We start from the raw sequence: 15,341 nt of genomic DNA, 5'->3' as shown, positions 1-15,341 counted from the left end.
CACCATGGGCAACCGCCCGGACGAGCTCAAGGCGCTCCTCGACTCGGTGGCCCGGCAGGACGGGGCCCCGGTCGAGGTGGTCGTCGTGGGCCAGGGCGTCCGGCTCACCGGCCTCGCGGACCCGGCAGCGGGCGTGCGTACCGTCGAGCTGCCCGAGAACCTGGGCATTCCGGGCGGTCGCAACGTCGGCATCGAGGCCTTCCGCACCGCGGGCGGCACCGGCTCGGACGGGTTCGACGTGGACGTCCTGCTCTTCCTGGACGACGACGGACTGCTGGAGCGCACCGACACCGCCGAGCTGTGCCGGCAGGCCTTCGCCGAGGACCCCGAGCTGGGCATCGTCAGTTTCCGGATCGCCGATCCGGAAACCGGCGAGACCCAGCGGCGGCACGTCCCCCGGCTGCGGGCCTCCGACCCGATGCGCTCCTCGCGCGTGACCACCTTCCTGGGCGGCGCCAACGCCGTCCGCACGAAGGTGTTCGAACAGGTCGGCGACCTCCCCGGGCAGTTCTTCTACGCGCACGAGGAGACCGACCTGGCCTGGCGGGCGCTCGACGCCGGGTGGCTGATCGACTACCGCGCGGACATGGTGCTCCTGCACCCCGCCACGGCGCCCTCCCGGCACGCGGTCTACCACCGTATGGTGGCTCGCAACCGGGTGTGGCTCGCCCGCCGCAACCTGCCCGCCCTGCTGGTCCCGGTCTACGTGGGCGTCTGGCTCCTGCTGACGCTCCTGCGCAAGCCTTCGGGTCCCGCGCTCAAGGCCTGGTTCGGCGGGTTCAAGGAGGGCTGGACCACCTCCTGCGGTCCCCGGCGTCCCATGAGATGGCGTACGGTCTGGCGGTTGACCCGGCTGGGCCGACCGCCTGTCATCTGACACGTCCGGGTCTGAGACCATGGCGCGATCACGATCCGATCGACTCAGGCCCGATGCCACCTTCTGCCGCATCATGAAGACGGAAAGTTTCATCTTGTGAGTGACACAACCCGGGACGGAGCCCTTGCCACGAGCAAGCGGCCGTCCGAAGACGCCGGGCTGAGCCCCGCGGAGCTCGCCAGGAAGTACGGCCTGTCCGTCAGCGGAGCCCGGCCCGGTCTGTCCGCGTACGTGCGTCAGCTCTGGGCCCGGCGCCATTTCATCATCGCGTTCTCCCGGGCCAAGCTGATGGCCCAGTACAGCCAGGCCAAGCTCGGTCAGATCTGGCAGGTGGCGACCCCGCTGCTGAACGCGCTGGTCTACTACCTGATCTTCGGGCTGATCCTCGACGCCGGCCGAGGCATCGACAAGAACGACTACATCCCCTTCCTGGTGATCGGCGTGTTCGTCTTCACCTTCACGCAGAGCTCGCTGATGGCGGGTGTCAGAGCGATCCCGTCCAACATCGGCCTGGTCCGCGCCCTGCACTTCCCGCGCGCCTCGCTGCCGATCTCGTTCTCGCTGCAGCAGCTCCAGCAGCTGATGTTCTCGATGATCGTCGTGTTCGTGGTCACGATCGGCTTCGGCAACTACCCGAGCCTGTCCTGGCTGCTGGTGATCCCGGCACTGGTCCTCCAGTTCGCCTTCAACACCGGCCTCGCGCTGATCTTCGGCCGGATGGGTTCCAAGACCCCCGACCTCGCGCAGCTCATGCCGTTCGTCACGCGTACGTGGATGTACGCGTCGGGCGTCATGTTCTCGATCAACGAGATGCTCAAGGACAAGCCCGCGTGGATCGCGGACGCGCTGCAGTGGAATCCGGCCGCCATTTACATGGACCTGATCCGCTTCGCGCTCATCGACGGGTACGGCCGGGAGAACCTGCCGCCGCACGTCTGGGCCTTCGCCGTCGGCTGGGCGATCCTGATCGGCCTCGGCGGATTCGTGTACTTCTGGAAGGCTGAGGAGCGTTACGGCCGTGGCTGAGATCAACCAGGGGCACGTCCCCACCGTCATCGCCGACGACGTGCACATCGTCTACCGGGTCAACACCGGCAGCTCCGGCAAGGGCAGCGCCACGGCGGCGCTCAGCAAGATAGTCCGCCGGGGCGGCGACTCACCGGGCGTCCGCCGGGTCCACGCGGTGCGCGGGGTCTCCTTCACGGCGTACCGGGGCGAGGCCATCGGTGTCATCGGCTCCAACGGCTCCGGCAAGTCCACCCTGCTGCGTGCCATCGCGGGTCTGCTGCCCTGCGAGTCCGGCAAGGTCTACACCGACGGCCAGCCTTCGCTGCTGGGTGTCAACGCGGCGCTGATGAACGACCTCACCGGCGAGCGCAACGTGGTCCTCGGCGGTCTCGCGATGGGCATGTCCCGCGAGCAGATCAGGGAGCGCTACCAGGACATCGTCGACTTCTCGGGGATCAACGAGAAGGGCGATTTCATCTCCCTGCCGATGCGCACGTACTCCTCGGGCATGGCGGCGCGCCTGCGTTTCTCCATCGCCGCGGCGAAGGACCACGACGTCCTGATGATCGACGAGGCGCTGGCCACCGGTGACCGGAAGTTCCAGGTGCGTTCCGAGGCGCGCATCCGCGAACTGCGCAAGAAGGCCGGCACCGTTTTCCTGGTGAGCCACAACAACAACTCCATCCGCGACACCTGTGACCGGGTGCTGTGGCTGGAGCGGGGCGAACTCCTGATGGACGGTCCCACCGAGGAAGTCGTCTCGGCGTACGAGAAGGCGACCGGCTGACGGATTTCCACCGACGGCCCCCACCGCGTCCGGCGGCGGGGGCCGTCGCATGCCGTACGGGCGCCGGGCGCACGGGGCGGGCCGCTTTTCGCGCGGGTGGCGTGCGGGCGACATTGTGGGTGGAGCGAATACCCGTCGAGCCCCGGCGGCGTTGTACAGCGTAAGCTGGGCCAGGCCCAATCGCGGGCAAGAGGGGGCGATTCCCCCCATAGGCGAATAGCCCAGAACGCCCCGGGGAAAACGCGGCGGCGTGTCCGAAATAGGATGTTTTGGGTTGGCAGTGTAGAACGGGAGATGTGACGGCAATGGCTACGGGAATTCTCCGGCCCCCAGGCACGACGGCCGTCCCCGCCGCGGGCGGCGGGCGGTGACCCCGGGGCACGGCACCAGCCCCAGGCCGCACGAGCTGCCCGACGCCTCCGGCTCCTTCCCCGCCCGCCCCGGCGCCGCCACCCTCGGCAAGGCGCGCTCCGAGAACTTCCCCGTCGCCCCCGCCTTCCTGCCCCGCGCCTGGCGCGAGGGTCTGATGGCGGTCTACGGGTACGCCCGCCTGGTCGACGACATCGGTGACGGCGACCTCGCCCCGGGCGGTCACGACGCCGTGCTGCTGGGCCTCGACCCCGCCGCCGCGGACGACCGGCCCGCCATGCTCGACGCCCTCGAAGCCGACCTGGGGCGGGTCTTCGGCGGCACCGACGGCCCCCCGCGCCACCCCCTGATGCTGGCCCTGCAGCCCGTCGTGCGCGCCCACGGGCTCACCCCCGAATCGTTTCTCGCGCTCATCGAGGCCAACCGCCAAGACCAGAGGGTCGCGCGCTACGCGACGTACGGCGACCTCGTCGGCTACTGCGAGCTCTCCGCCAACCCGGTGGGCCGGCTCGTGCTGGACCTCACCGGCACCGCCACCCCCGAGCGGATCCGCCGCTCCGACGCCGTCTGCACCGCCCTGCAGATCGCCGAACACCTCCAGGACGTCGCCGAGGACCTCGGCCGGGACCGGATCTACCTCCCGGGCGAGGACATGCGCCGCTTCCACGTGACCGAGACCGACCTGAAGGCCCCGACCGCGGGCGCGTCCGTACGCGCCCTCGTCGCCTTCGAAACCGAACGGGCGCGGGAGCTCCTCGACGAAGGCACGCCGCTCGTGGGCAGCGTCCACGGAAGGCTCCGGCTGCTGCTCGCGGGCTTCGTGGGAGGAGGACGCGCCGCCCTGCGAGCCGTGACCGCCGCCGGGTTCGACGTCCTTCCCGGCCCGCCCAAGGCCACCAAGAGCGGCCTGCTCCGCGAGGTGGCCGCCGTCCTGCGCACAGCGCCGAGAAAGGGGTGAGCCCGACCGTGGAGGGCCCCACACACGCTTCCGCACCGGGCGCGACGTCCGTGCCGACAGCGATGTCCGCACCGATTTCGGCTGCCTACAGCTACTGCGAGGCCGTCACCGGCTCGCAGGCGCGCAACTTCGCCTACGGCATCCGGCTGTTGCCCGCAGACAAGCGCCAAGCCATGTCCGCGCTGTACGCCTTCTCCCGGCGGGTCGACGACATCGGCGACGGCACGCTGCCGCACGAGGTCAAGCTGACCCGGCTGGAGGAGACCCGCACCCTGCTCGGCCGGATCCGCGCCGAAGAGATCGACGAGGACGACACCGACCCGGTCGCGGTCGCCCTCGCGCACGCCTCGCGCCGCTTCCCGATCCCGCTCGAAGGGCTCGACGAACTCATCGACGGCGTCCTCATGGACGTCCGCGGCGAGACGTACGAAACCTGGGACGACCTCAAGGTCTACTGCCGCTGCGTGGCCGGAGCCATCGGCCGGCTCTCGCTCGGGGTGTTCGGTACCGCACCCTCCAACGGGTCCGGCGCGCACGACGCGGCGCGGGCCGGCGAGTACGCGGACACCCTCGGCCTCGCCCTCCAACTCACCAACATCCTGCGGGACGTTCGCGAGGACGCGGGCAACGGACGCACCTACCTGCCCGCGGAGGACCTCGCCAAGTTCGGCTGCTCCGACGGTTTCCACAGCGACCGGATGCCCCGCGGCGCGGACTTCGCCGGTCTCGTCCACCACGAAGTCCGGCGCGCCCGCGCCCTGTTCGTGGAGGGCTACCGGCTGCTGCCGCTGCTCGACCGGCGCAGCGGCGCCTGCGTCGCGGCCATGGCCGGCATCTACCGGCGCCTGCTCGACCGCATCGAGCGCGAGCCGGAGGCCGTGCTCCGCGGCCGGGTCTCGCTGCCGCCGCACGAGAAGGCGTACGTGGCCGTCCGCGGCCTCTCCGGCCTGGACGCGCGGACCATCGCGCGCCAGAGCACCAGGAGGCGGCTCTGATGACGGCGGGCCGGCGAGCCGTGCCGGCGGGGCGGACGGGAGCAACCCCGCGGCGCCCGGCGGCGTCTGTGGGAGCGACAGAGGAGGACGCATGAGCGCGCAGCACGCCGTGGTCGTCGGCGGCGGGCTCGCCGGCGTCACCACCGCACTGGAACTCGCCGACGCGGGCCTGCGGGTGACCCTGCTGGAGGGCCGGCCCCGCCTCGGCGGCCTGGCCTTCTCCTTCAAGCGCGGGGAACTGACCGTGGACAACGGCCAGCACGTCTACCTGCGCTGCTGCACCGCCTACCGGTGGTTCCTCGACCGCATCGACGGCGCGGACCTGGCGCCCCTGCAGGACCGGCTCGACGTACCCGTCCTCGACGTCGCCCACCCCGGCGGCCCCCGGCTCGGACGGCTGCGCCGCAGCGCCCTGCCGGTGCCGCTGCACCTGGCCGGCTCCCTCGCCCGCTACCCGCACCTCTCGCTCGCGGAGCGGGCCTCCGTCGGGCGCGCCGCCCTCGCGCTGCGCCGCCTCGACCCCGCCGACCCGGCGCTCGACGGCGTGGACTTCGCGACCTGGCTCGGCCGGTACGGCCAGTCCCCGCGCACCATCGAGGCGCTGTGGGACCTCGTCGGCATCGCCACCCTCAACGCCACCGCCGGGCAGTCCTCGCTGGGTCTGGCCGCCATGGTCTTCAAGACCGGCCTGCTCTCCGAGAACGGCGCGGCCGACATCGGCTGGGCCCGGGTACCGCTCGGCGACCTGCACGACACCCTCGCCCGCAAGGCCCTGGACGCCGCCGGGGTGCGCACGGAGCTGCGCACCCGCGTCACGGACATCTCCCGCACCCCGGAAGACGGTTGGCGGGTGACCACCGAGGGCGGCTCGTTCGACGCCGGCACCGTCGTCCTCGCCGTCCCGCAGCGCGAGGCGCACGGACTGCTGCCCGCAGGAGCGCTCGCCGACCCCGACAAGCTGCTCGACATCGGCACCGCGCCGATCCTCAACGTGCACGTCGTGTACGACCGCAAGGTCCTCAAGCAGCCCTTCTTCGCGGCCCTCGGCTCCCCGGTCCAGTGGGTCTTCGACCGCACCGACTCCTCCGGACTCCCCGACGGCGGCCAGTACCTGGCACTGTCCCAGTCCGTCGCCCACGAGGACATCGACGAGCCCGTCTCGGTCCTGCGCGCGAAGTACCTGCCCGAGCTGGAACGGCTGCTGCCCGCCGCCCGCGGAGCCAAGGTGCGCGACTTCTTCGTCACCCGTGAGCGCACCGCGACCTTCGCCCCCACCCCCGGTGTCGGACGGCTGCGTCCCGGAACCCGGACCGACACGCCGGGGCTCTACCTCGCCGGTGCGTGGACCGCGACGGGTTGGCCCGCGACCATGGAGAGCGCCGTCCGCAGCGGACTGAGCGCGGCCCATGCCGCGCTGGTCCCGCTGGGCCGCCACCGCGAACACCCCTTGCAGGAGGCGGTATGACCACCACCGGCACCGTCAGCGCCACCGGTACCCCTGGTACCGGCACGACCGGCACCGCAGCACCACGCACCGCAGTACGTACAGGAACCAGAGGAGAGCCAGTGAACCCGGGGAATCCGGCCGTCGAGAACACGGACGCCAGTGCGGGCCCGGCCGGCGGGGAGAAGGCGGACACGCTCGCCCTCCTCGAACGAGGCCGTACGCTCTCGACGCCCGTGCTCCGCGCCGCCGTGGACCGGCTCGCCGCGCCCATGGACACCGTCGCCGCCTACCACTTCGGCTGGATCGACGCCCAGGGCAACCCGGCGGACGGCGACGGCGGCAAAGCCGTCCGCCCCGCCCTCGCCCTGCTCTCGGCGGAGGCCGCCGGCGCCGCCGCCGAGGTCGGCATCCCCGGCGCCGTCGCGGTCGAACTCGTCCACAACTTCTCGCTGCTGCACGACGACCTGATGGACGGCGACGAGCAGCGCCGCCACCGCGACACGGTCTGGAAGGTCCACGGACCCGCCCTCGCGATCCTGGTCGGCGACGCCCTGTTCGCCCTGGCCAACGAGGTGCTCCTGGAGCTCGGCACGGTCGAGGCGGGCCGCGCGGCCCGCCGCCTGACCACCGCGAGCCGCAAGCTCATCGACGGCCAGGCCCAGGACATCTCCTACGAGCACCGCGAGAGCGTCACCGTCGAAGAGTGCCTGGAGATGGAGGGCAACAAGACCGGCGCCCTGCTCGCCTGCGCGGTCTCCATCGGCGCCGTGCTCGGCGGCGCGGACGACCGTACGGCCGACAAGCTGGAGGAGTACGGGTACCACCTCGGCCTCGCCTTCCAGGCCGTCGACGACCTCCTCGGCATCTGGGGCGACCCGGAGTCCACCGGCAAGCAGACCTGGAGCGACCTGCGCCAGCGCAAGAAGTCGCTGCCCGTCGTCGCCGCCCTCGCGGCCGGCGGACCGGCCAGTGAGGAACTGACCGAGCTGCTCGCCGCCGACGCCAAGAGCAACGACTTCGAGAACTTCTCGGAGGAGGAGTTCGCGGCCCGCGCCGCGCTCATCGAGGCCGCCGGCGGCCGCCGGTGGACCGCCGACGAGGCGCGCCGCCAGTACGAGATCGCCATCAAGGCCCTCGACGACGTGGACATGGACCAGCGCGTGCGCGACCAGCTCGTGGCGCTCGCCGACTTCGTCGTCGTGCGCAAGAGGTGATCGCCACCCGTACGCGCATATGAATCGCCAGTCGCCGGCCGGTACTGCCTGCCAGTAGTACCGGCCGACGGCGACCCCCAGTACAGCGGATGACAGCAGAGGACACTGCACGCAAAGGGGAAGCCATGACTGCGACGACCGACGGCGGCGCCAATGCCTGCGGCGCCGACCCGGACGACACCGGGCCCGGCGGGCCGCCGGGCCCGGTTCCGGGCGCCGGGCGGGACCCCGGTCCCGACCCCGACCCCGCCGGGCTGCGCGGGGTCCGCGAGGCCATTGAGCGGGCCGTCCGCGACCTGCTCGACCGGCAGGACGAGGCCGGCTGGTGGAAGGGCGACCTGGAGACCAACGTCACCATGGACGCCGAGGACCTGCTGCTGCGCCAGTTCCTCGGCATCAGGGACGAGGCCACCACCCGGGCCGCGGCCCTGTTCATCCGTGGCGAGCAGCAGGACGACGGGACCTGGGCCACGTTCCACGGCGGCCCCTCCGACCTGTCCGCCACCATCGAGGCCTACGTGGCCCTGCGCCTCGCCGGAGACGACCCGGGAGCCCCGCACATGGCCCGCGCCTCGGCGTGGATCCGGGCCCACGGGGGAGTCGCGGGAGCCCGCGTCTTCACCCGCATCTGGCTGGCGCTGTTCGGCTGGTGGAGCTGGGACCACCTGCCCGAACTGCCGCCCGAACTGCTCTTCCTGCCACCCTGGGCGCCGCTGAACATCTATGACTTCGGCTGTTGGGCCCGGCAGACGATCGTGCCCCTCACCGTGGTCTCCGCCCTGCGCCCGGTCCGCCCGGGCCCCTTCGCCCTGGACGAGCTGCACACCGACGCGCGGACCCCGTACCCGGTCAAGAAGCTTGCGCCGATGGCTAGTTGGGGCGGCGCGTTCCAGCGGATGGACAAGGCCCTCCACGTCTACCGCCGGTTCGCCCCGCGCCGGCTGCGCGCGGCGGCCATGGCGAGCGCCGGCCGCTGGATCGTGGAGCGGCAGGAGAACGACGGCTGCTGGGGCGGCATCCAGCCGCCCGCCGTGTACTCCGTCATCGCCCTGCACCTGCTCGGATACGACCTCGGGCACCCGGTGATGCGGGCCGGACTGGAGTCCCTCGACCGGTTCACGGTGTGGCGGGCGGACGGCGCCCGCATGATCGAGGCCTGCCAGTCCCCGGTGTGGGACACCTGCCTGGCGGCCATCGCCCTGGCCGACGCGGGGCTGCGCCCCGATCACCCCGCCCTGGTCAAGGCCGCCGACTGGATGCTCGGCGAGGAGATCGTCCGCAGCGGGGACTGGGCCGTGCGCCGGCCCGGACTGGCCCCGGGCGGCTGGGCGTTCGAGTTCCACAACGACAACTACCCCGACATCGACGACACCGCCGAGGTCGTCCTCGCCCTGCGCCGCGTCAAGCATCCGGACCCGGCACGGGTGGAAGGTGCCATCGCCCGGGGCGTGTCCTGGAACCTCGGCATGCAGTCGAAGAACGGCGCCTGGGGCGCCTTCGACGCCGACAACACCAGCCCCTACCCCAACAAGCTGCCCTTCTGCGACTTCGGCGAGGTCATCGACCCGCCCTCGGCCGACGTCACCGCCCACGTCGTCGAAATGCTCGCCGTCGAGGGCCGGGCAGGCGATGCGCGCACCCGGCGCGGCATCGCCTGGCTCCTCGCCGAACAGGACCCGAACGGCGGCTGGTTCGGCCGCTGGGGCACCAACTACGTCTACGGCACCGGCTCGGTGGTCCCGGCGCTGACCGCCGCGGGCTTCGCCCCCTCGCACCCCGCGATCCGGCGGGCCGTGGACTGGCTGGAATCCGTACAGAACGAGGACGGGGGATGGGGCGAGGACCAGCGCTCCTACCAGGACCCGTCCTGGGCGGGAAAGGGCGCCTCGACCGCCTCGCAGACGGCGTGGGCGCTGATGGCCCTGCTGTCGGCTGGGGAGCGCGACGCGCCGTCCGTACGGCGGGGGATCGGCTACCTCGTCTCCACCCAGCGCCCCGACGGCACCTGGGACGAGCCGTACTTCACCGGTACCGGATTCCCCTGGGACTTCTCCATCAACTACCACCTGTACCGCCAGGTCTTCCCGCTCACCGCCCTCGGCCGCTACCTCTACGGAGAACCGTTCGGCCCGGGCGGGCGGTACGCGGATCCGGCCGCCCTCCCGCACGCCGCCCCGCTCCCCGGGGAGGCCTGATGACCGGCGGCCCCGCCACGGCCGCCCCGCCGCCGCTGCTGATCGCCTGCGCCCTGCGCATCGAACGGACCGCCCTGCGCAGCACCCCGTACCGCAGCGGCCGCGAGCGGGGCTCGCCCGAGCGGTACGAGGTCCTGCGCACCGGCATGGGCCCGCGCGCGGCCGAACGCGCCGTCGGCCGGAAGCTGGCCGAGCCGGAGCTGCACGGCGCCGCCGTGCTCGCCACCGGATTCTGCGCCGGGCTGCTGCCCGGCATGAGCCCCGGCGACCTGATCGTCGCCGAGGAGACCCGGGACCCGCGCGGCACGGTCGCCTGCGCCGGTACCGCCCTGCTCGCCGAGGCGCTGGCCCGGGCCGTACCCGGCCGGACCGTACACCTCGGTGCACTGACCGGATCCGACCACGTCGTCCGGGGCCAGGAGCGCGCCCAGCTGCGCGCCGCCGGCGCCATCGGGGTCGACATGGAATCGGCCGCCACCCTCTGGGCCGCGACCCGCGGCGGGAGCACCCCGGGGGGCGCGGACCGTCCGGTTGCGGCCGTCCGGGTGATCGTGGACGCTCCGGAGCATGAGCTCGTCCGCATCGGCACCGTTCGCGGGGGAATATCGGCCTTTCGCGTACTGCGTGCCGTACTGCCCGCGTTTTATGAATGGCACCGTTCTTTGCTGCTCCCCAGGAGGTGAGCCAGATGGCCATGCCACTGCGACAGACCATCAGGGTCGGGACGTACCTGCTCGAACAGAAGCTCCGCAAGCGTGAGAAGTTCCCGCTGATCGTCGAGCTGGAACCGCTCTACGCCTGCAACCTGGCCTGCGAGGGGTGCGGGAAGATCCAGCACCCGGCCGGGGTGCTCAAGCAGCGCATGCCCGTGGCCCAGGCGGTGGGCGCCGTGCTGGAATCGGGCGCGCCGATGGTGTCCATCGCGGGCGGCGAGCCCTTGATGCACCCGCAGATCGACGAGATCGTGCGCCAGTTGGTGGCCAAGCGGAAGTATGTATTCCTCTGCACCAACGCGATGCTGCTCCGCAAGAAGATCGAGAAGTTCACGCCCTCCCCGTACTTCGCCTTCGCCGTGCACATCGACGGACTGCGCGAGCGCCACGACGAGTCGGTGGCGAAGGAAGGAGTCTTCGACGAGGCGGTCGCCGCCATCAAGGAGGCGAAGCGTCGCGGATTCCGGGTGACGACCAACTCCACGTTCTTCAACACCGACACCCCGCAGACCATCATCGAGGTCCTCAACTACCTCAATGACGATCTCCAGGTGGACGAGATGATGATCTCGCCGGCCTACGCCTACGAAAAGGCTCCCGACCAGGAGCACTTCCTCGGCGTCGAACAGACCCGCGAACTCTTCAAGAAGGCTTTCGCCGGAGGCAACCGGCGGCGCTGGCGGCTCAACCACTCCCCGCTCTTCCTGGACTTCCTGGAGGGCAAGGCCGATTTCCCCTGCACCGCATGGGCCATTCCGAATTACTCGCTCTTCGGCTGGCAGCGCCCCTGCTATCTGATGAGCGACGGGTACGTGCCCACGTACCGGGAACTGATCGAGGACACCGACTGGAGCAAGTACGGCCGCGGGAAGGACCCGCGCTGCGCGAACTGCATGGCCCACTGCGGGTACGAGCCCACGGCCGTCCTGGCCACCATGGGTTCGCTGAAGGAGTCGCTGCGGGCGGTCCGCGAGACCGTGGGGGGCGGGAACCGGGACAAGTCGGCATGACCGGCTTCGACCTCGGTGCCCTGCTGGCCGAGCGGGGTGGCGAGCGGTACGAACTGCATGCCCGCCACCTCAACCACCAGCTGCCGCGGATGCTGCACACCATCGGGTTCGACAAGGTCTACGTGCGGGCCGAGGGGGCCCACTTCTGGGATGCCGAGGGCAACGACTACCTCGACATGCTGGCCGGCTTCGGGGTGATGGGCCTGGGCCGCCACCACCCGGTGGTCAGGCAGGCCCTGCACGACGTGCTGGACGCCCAGCTCGCCGACCTCACCCGCTTCGACTGCCAGCCGCTGCCCGGGCTGCTGGCCGAGAAGCTGCTCTCCCACAGTCCGCACCTGGACCGGGTCTTCTTCGGCAACAGCGGCACCGAGGCGGTGGAGACCGCCCTGAAGTTCGCCCGGTACGCCACCGGGCGGCCCAGGGTCCTCTACTGCGAGCACGCCTTCCACGGGCTCACGACGGGCTCGCTCTCGGTCAACGGCGAGGCGGGCTTCCGCGACGGCTTCGCGCCGCTGCTGCCGGACACCGGGATCGCGCTCGGGGACCTGGCCGCGCTGGAGCGGGAGCTGAAGAAGGGGGACGTGGCGGCCCTCGTCGTGGAACCGATCCAGGGCAAGGGGGTGCTCGCCGCTCCGCCCGGATTCCTGCTCGCCGCACAGGAGGCGCTGCACCGGCGGGGGGCGCTGCTGATCGCGGACGAGGTGCAGACCGGCCTCGGACGGACCGGCGACTTCTACGCCTACCAGCACGAGGCCGGAGTCGAACCGGACCTGGTCTGCGTGGCCAAGGCCCTCTCCGGCGGCTACGTGCCCGTCGGCGCGACCCTGGGCAAGGACTGGATCTTCAAGAAGGTCTACTCCTCCATGGACCGGGTGCTCGTCCACTCCGCCAGCTTCGGCTCCAACGCGCAGGCGATGGCGGCCGGGCTCGCCGTCCTCTCCGTCATGGAGGACGAGCAGGTGGTGGCCAACGCCCGCGCGATGGGCGACCTGCTGCGCGGGCGGCTCGCCGCGCTCGTGGACGAGTACGAACTGCTCCACGAGGTACGGGGACGCGGGCTGATGATCGGCATCGAGTTCGGCCGGCCGTCCTCGCTGGGCCTGCGGAGCCGCTGGAGCATGCTGCAGGCGGCGCGCAAGGGGCTGTTCGCGCAGATGGTCGTGGTGCCGCTGCTGCAGAAGCACCGGATCCTCACGCAGGTCTCCGGCGACCACCTGGAGGTGATCAAGCTGATCCCGCCGCTGATCGTGGACGAGGCGGACGTCGACCGGTTCGTCGGCGCCTTCCGCGCGGTCATGGACGAGGCCCACGGCGGCGGCGCGCTGATGTGGGACTTCGGCCGGACGCTGGTGAGGCAGGCCGTCGCGAACCGCTGACGGCCCACCTCGTGGGACGTCAGTCCAGCAGCCGGTCGCGGAGCCTGTCGAGGGTCTCGGGCGCGAGCCCGAGGCCCTCGACGAGGTAACGCTCCACGCCGCCCCACTCCTCGTCGATGGCGTCGAAGGCCGTGGTCAGATACGGGGCGCGGGCGTCGAAGAGCGGGGCGAGCAGCTCCATCACCTCGGGGGCGCGGGCCTCGGGCGCATCGCTGCCCCGGCGGACCCGGTAGCGGTTGTGCGGGGCGTTCGACTCCAGGTAGTCCGCGACGATCGCCTCCCGCTCGACGCCCAGCGCGAGCAGGGTGACCGCGATCGACAGGCCGGCCCGGTCCTTCCCGGCGGCGCAGTGCATGAGGGCCGGGACGCTGTCCTCGGCGAGCGCGTGCACCACCCGGCTGTGCTCGGCGGTGCGGGTCCGGATGATCGTCCGGTACGAACGGGACATCCGCGCGGCGGCCTTGCCCTCGCCCAGGATCTCGCGGAGCTGTGCCAGGTCCCCGTCGCGGACCATCTTCCAGAACTCCCGGCCGTCGGCCGGATCCGACAGCGGAATGCCGACGTTGCGCACGCCGGGCAGCTCCACGTCCGGACCCTCCAGCGCGTGGTCGGCGCCGTTGCGGAAGTCGAAGACGGTGTGCAGCCCGAGGGACCCGAGGAACTCCGCGTCGCTTTCGGTGGCATGCGCCAGATGTCCGCTTCGGAACAGTCGTCCCGACTTGACCCGTCGACCGTCCGTGGTCGGCAATCCGCCCACGTCGCGGAAGTTGCGCACTCCGATCAGTGTCGGCTCCTGCGGCACCAGATCGGTGTGGGGACTCTGGGGTATCGGCTGGGTCACCGGGCTCCTCCGTGTCTTCGTCGTTGATGGTGTCCGAATTACGCCACTTGGCGGCAACTTGCCCTAGCGAGAGGCGAGATCGGACACGCCCCCGTGAGCCAGATCATACGGTGACGGTGAGTGGCTGATCGCGAATGGCGAATTGCCTTGCCGGGGCGGTTGTTGAAGGTGCGGAATGGACGCAGGGTGACCGGAATTCCGGCGGCTCGTCATCTTCAAGATTCTGTTGGGGAATTCATGACTTGTTCCCTGCGGCCGGACTCGATTACGTTCGCGATCGATCCGGACGGACCGCCTAATCCTGCCACCGACCGGAAACCGCACCCGACTATTCACGCGCGTGGCAGGAGCGGGGGAACCAGGTAAGCCGCTGTTCCGGATCTCCGGTTGAGATCTTTACAACGGGACAGCTCGGGGTGAAGCCGTACATGTGCTGTTCATCGGCACAGGGGCGGCCGGACATCTCCAGTCCGAACCCGACAGCTCACCTCGCAGGCGTCGGAGAGGAATTCGACATGTCCGGAACGGGTAAGCACCGCCGTCCCAAGTCCCGCTCGATATCCCGCGGGTTCGCCGCCGCGGGCACCGGTGGCGCGGCCCTCGCGCTTCCGCTGCTCGGCGCCACCGGCGCGCACGCCGCGGGTGTCCCGGCCGCGGCGCCCGCCGCCGCTCCGGTCCAGGCCCCGCAGGCCGTGGCTCTGCAGGCCGCCGCCGCGCTCCAGGCCGCGCCGGCCGCCGCGCAGGGCGCCCCCACCGTCTACACCGTGGTGCCGGGCGACTACCTCTCCAAGATCGCCGAGCGCCAGCACCTCACCGGTGGCTGGGAGCAGCTCTACGCGGACAACCTCGAGGCCGTGGGCACCGATCCGTCGCTGATCCACCCGGGCCTCCGGCTCACGCTCGGCGCGAAGGGTGCGGCTCCGGCCGCGGCGGCCGAAGCGCCGGCCGAAACGCCGAAGCGGGCCAAGAAGTCTGCTTCCTCCCCTTCCTCCGGTTCTTCCACTTCTGGCGATTCGTCGGATTCCTCCGATGGGGCCGCCGCGCCCGCCGCCAAGGCACCCGTCGCCAAGGCGCCCGCCAAGCAGCAGGGCGGCTCCACGTCGACCGGCTTCGTCGCCCCGGTCGGCGGCGGCACCTCCACCGCGTACAAGACCGCCGGCTCCATGTGGTCCAGCGGCTACCACACCGGGGTCGACTTCGCCGCGAGCTCCGGCACCACCGTCAAGGCGGTCGGCGCGGGCACCGTCGTCTCCGCCGGGTGGAGCGGCTCGTACGGCAACGAGGTCGTCATCCGGCACGCCGACGGCAAGTACAGCCAGTACGCGCACCTCTCCCAGCTGTCCGTCTCGTCCGGCCAGAGCGTCACCGGTGGCCAGAGCATCGGGCTCTCCGGCTCCACGGGCAACTCGACCGGCCCGCACCTGCACTTCGAGATCCGCACCGGGCCCTCGTACGGCTCGGACATCGACCCGCTGGCCTACCTCCGGTCGAAGGGCGTAAGCATCTGAATCCGAGGCGCTGTCGGAGGTGCCGGTTAGGCTGCACGTT

At 71.4% G+C, this 15,341-nt stretch carries 13 protein-coding genes and 1 riboswitch; of the genes, 12 read left to right on the top strand and 1 reads right to left on the bottom strand.

Translation table 11 applies throughout. The annotated features are described in order from the left end of the window. Positions 1-4: 4 nt before the first annotated feature. The 11 genes from ACFVX6_RS01265 to ACFVX6_RS01215 all read left to right on the top strand — a co-directional run bounded on the left by ACFVX6_RS01265 (position 5) and on the right by ACFVX6_RS01215 (position 12,952). Positions 5-877, top strand: coding sequence for a glycosyltransferase family 2 protein (locus ACFVX6_RS01265; protein WP_389686908.1), 873 nt, complete (start codon positions 5-7; stop codon positions 875-877). A gap of 96 nt (positions 878-973) precedes the next feature. Continuing rightward, positions 974-1,903 carry an ABC transporter permease gene (locus ACFVX6_RS01260; protein ID WP_389686709.1) on the top strand — a complete coding sequence of 310 codons (930 nt, stop codon included), beginning with the start codon at positions 974-976 and terminating at the stop codon, positions 1,901-1,903. Then, the gene (locus tag ACFVX6_RS01255) at positions 1,896-2,672 is read left to right on the top strand and encodes an ABC transporter ATP-binding protein (RefSeq protein WP_389686707.1); all 777 of its coding nucleotides are present in this window, start codon (positions 1,896-1,898) and stop codon (positions 2,670-2,672) included. The genes ACFVX6_RS01260 and ACFVX6_RS01255 overlap by 8 nt, the downstream gene beginning before the upstream one ends. A gap of 406 nt (positions 2,673-3,078) precedes the next feature. After that, positions 3,079-3,999, top strand: coding sequence for a squalene synthase HpnC (gene hpnC, locus ACFVX6_RS01250; RefSeq protein WP_389686906.1), 921 nt, complete (start codon positions 3,079-3,081; stop codon positions 3,997-3,999). Beyond that, complete coding sequence (gene hpnD / locus ACFVX6_RS01245) at positions 3,996-4,994, top strand: presqualene diphosphate synthase HpnD (protein ID WP_389686705.1); 999 nt, start codon at positions 3,996-3,998, stop codon at positions 4,992-4,994. Before hpnC ends, hpnD begins: the two co-directional genes overlap by 4 nt. A gap of 91 nt (positions 4,995-5,085) precedes the next feature. Further along, positions 5,086-6,459, top strand: a complete 1,374-nt coding sequence (gene hpnE, locus ACFVX6_RS01240; RefSeq protein WP_389686703.1) for a hydroxysqualene dehydroxylase HpnE — start codon at positions 5,086-5,088, stop codon at positions 6,457-6,459. A 101-nt stretch (positions 6,460-6,560) separates the two neighbouring features. After that, entirely contained in the window at positions 6,561-7,655 is a 1,095-nt protein-coding gene (locus ACFVX6_RS01235) for a polyprenyl synthetase family protein (protein WP_389686701.1), read from the top strand. 125 nt (positions 7,656-7,780) lie between these two features. Continuing rightward, positions 7,781-9,850 (top strand): squalene--hopene cyclase, encoded by a 2,070-nt coding sequence (gene shc, locus ACFVX6_RS01230; RefSeq protein ID WP_389686699.1) that lies wholly within the window; start codon positions 7,781-7,783, stop codon positions 9,848-9,850. Beyond that, positions 9,850-10,533 carry a 1-hydroxy-2-methyl-2-butenyl 4-diphosphate reductase gene (locus ACFVX6_RS01225; RefSeq protein ID WP_389686697.1) on the top strand — a complete coding sequence of 228 codons (684 nt, stop codon included), beginning with the start codon at positions 9,850-9,852 and terminating at the stop codon, positions 10,531-10,533. Before shc ends, ACFVX6_RS01225 begins: the two co-directional genes overlap by 1 nt. A gap of 5 nt (positions 10,534-10,538) precedes the next feature. Next, positions 10,539-11,573, top strand: coding sequence for an adenosyl-hopene transferase HpnH (gene hpnH, locus ACFVX6_RS01220; protein ID WP_389686695.1), 1,035 nt, complete (start codon positions 10,539-10,541; stop codon positions 11,571-11,573). After that, positions 11,570-12,952, top strand: coding sequence for an aspartate aminotransferase family protein (locus tag ACFVX6_RS01215; protein WP_389686693.1), 1,383 nt, complete (start codon positions 11,570-11,572; stop codon positions 12,950-12,952). Before hpnH ends, ACFVX6_RS01215 begins: the two co-directional genes overlap by 4 nt. 19 nt (positions 12,953-12,971) lie before the next feature. Here the strand turns inward: ACFVX6_RS01215 and ACFVX6_RS01210 are convergent, their stop codons facing one another. Beyond that, positions 12,972-13,793, bottom strand: coding sequence for a tyrosine-protein phosphatase (locus ACFVX6_RS01210; protein WP_389686691.1), 822 nt, complete (start codon positions 13,791-13,793; stop codon positions 12,972-12,974). Positions 13,794-14,108: 315 nt separating this feature from the next. Next, positions 14,109-14,304: riboswitch (cyclic di-AMP (ydaO/yuaA leader) on the top strand. Positions 14,305-14,308: 4 nt separating this feature from the next. Here ACFVX6_RS01210 and ACFVX6_RS01205 point away from each other — a divergent pair. Further along, the gene (locus ACFVX6_RS01205; RefSeq protein ID WP_389686689.1) at positions 14,309-15,301 is read left to right on the top strand and encodes a peptidoglycan DD-metalloendopeptidase family protein; all 993 of its coding nucleotides are present in this window, start codon (positions 14,309-14,311) and stop codon (positions 15,299-15,301) included. Positions 15,302-15,341 lie beyond the last annotated feature (40 nt).

The organism is Streptomyces sp. NPDC058289, from assembly GCF_042880975.1.
In the GTDB taxonomy this organism is placed as follows: Bacteria; Actinomycetota; Actinomycetes; order Streptomycetales; family Streptomycetaceae; genus Streptomyces; species Streptomyces stoeckheimensis.
The sequence above is the reverse complement of the archived record's forward strand: the minus strand, read 5'-3'. Positions and strand labels throughout refer to the sequence as shown.

Bases quoted from the DNA above. Each gene is read 5' to 3' on its own strand.
- ACFVX6_RS01265 (WP_389686908.1), top strand. From the start codon at position 5: ATGGGCAACCGCCCGGACGAGCTCAAGGCGCTCCTCGACTCGGTGGCC.
- hpnE (WP_389686703.1), top strand. From the start codon at position 5,086: ATGAGCGCGCAGCACGCCGTGGTCGTCGGCGGCGGGCTCGCCGGCGTC.
- shc (WP_389686699.1), top strand. From the start codon at position 7,781: ATGACTGCGACGACCGACGGCGGCGCCAATGCCTGCGGCGCCGACCCG.
- ACFVX6_RS01225 (WP_389686697.1), top strand. From the start codon at position 9,850: ATGACCGGCGGCCCCGCCACGGCCGCCCCGCCGCCGCTGCTGATCGCC.
- hpnH (WP_389686695.1), top strand. From the start codon at position 10,539: ATGGCCATGCCACTGCGACAGACCATCAGGGTCGGGACGTACCTGCTC.
- ACFVX6_RS01215 (WP_389686693.1), top strand. From the start codon at position 11,570: ATGACCGGCTTCGACCTCGGTGCCCTGCTGGCCGAGCGGGGTGGCGAG.
- ACFVX6_RS01205 (WP_389686689.1), top strand. From the start codon at position 14,309: ATGTCCGGAACGGGTAAGCACCGCCGTCCCAAGTCCCGCTCGATATCC.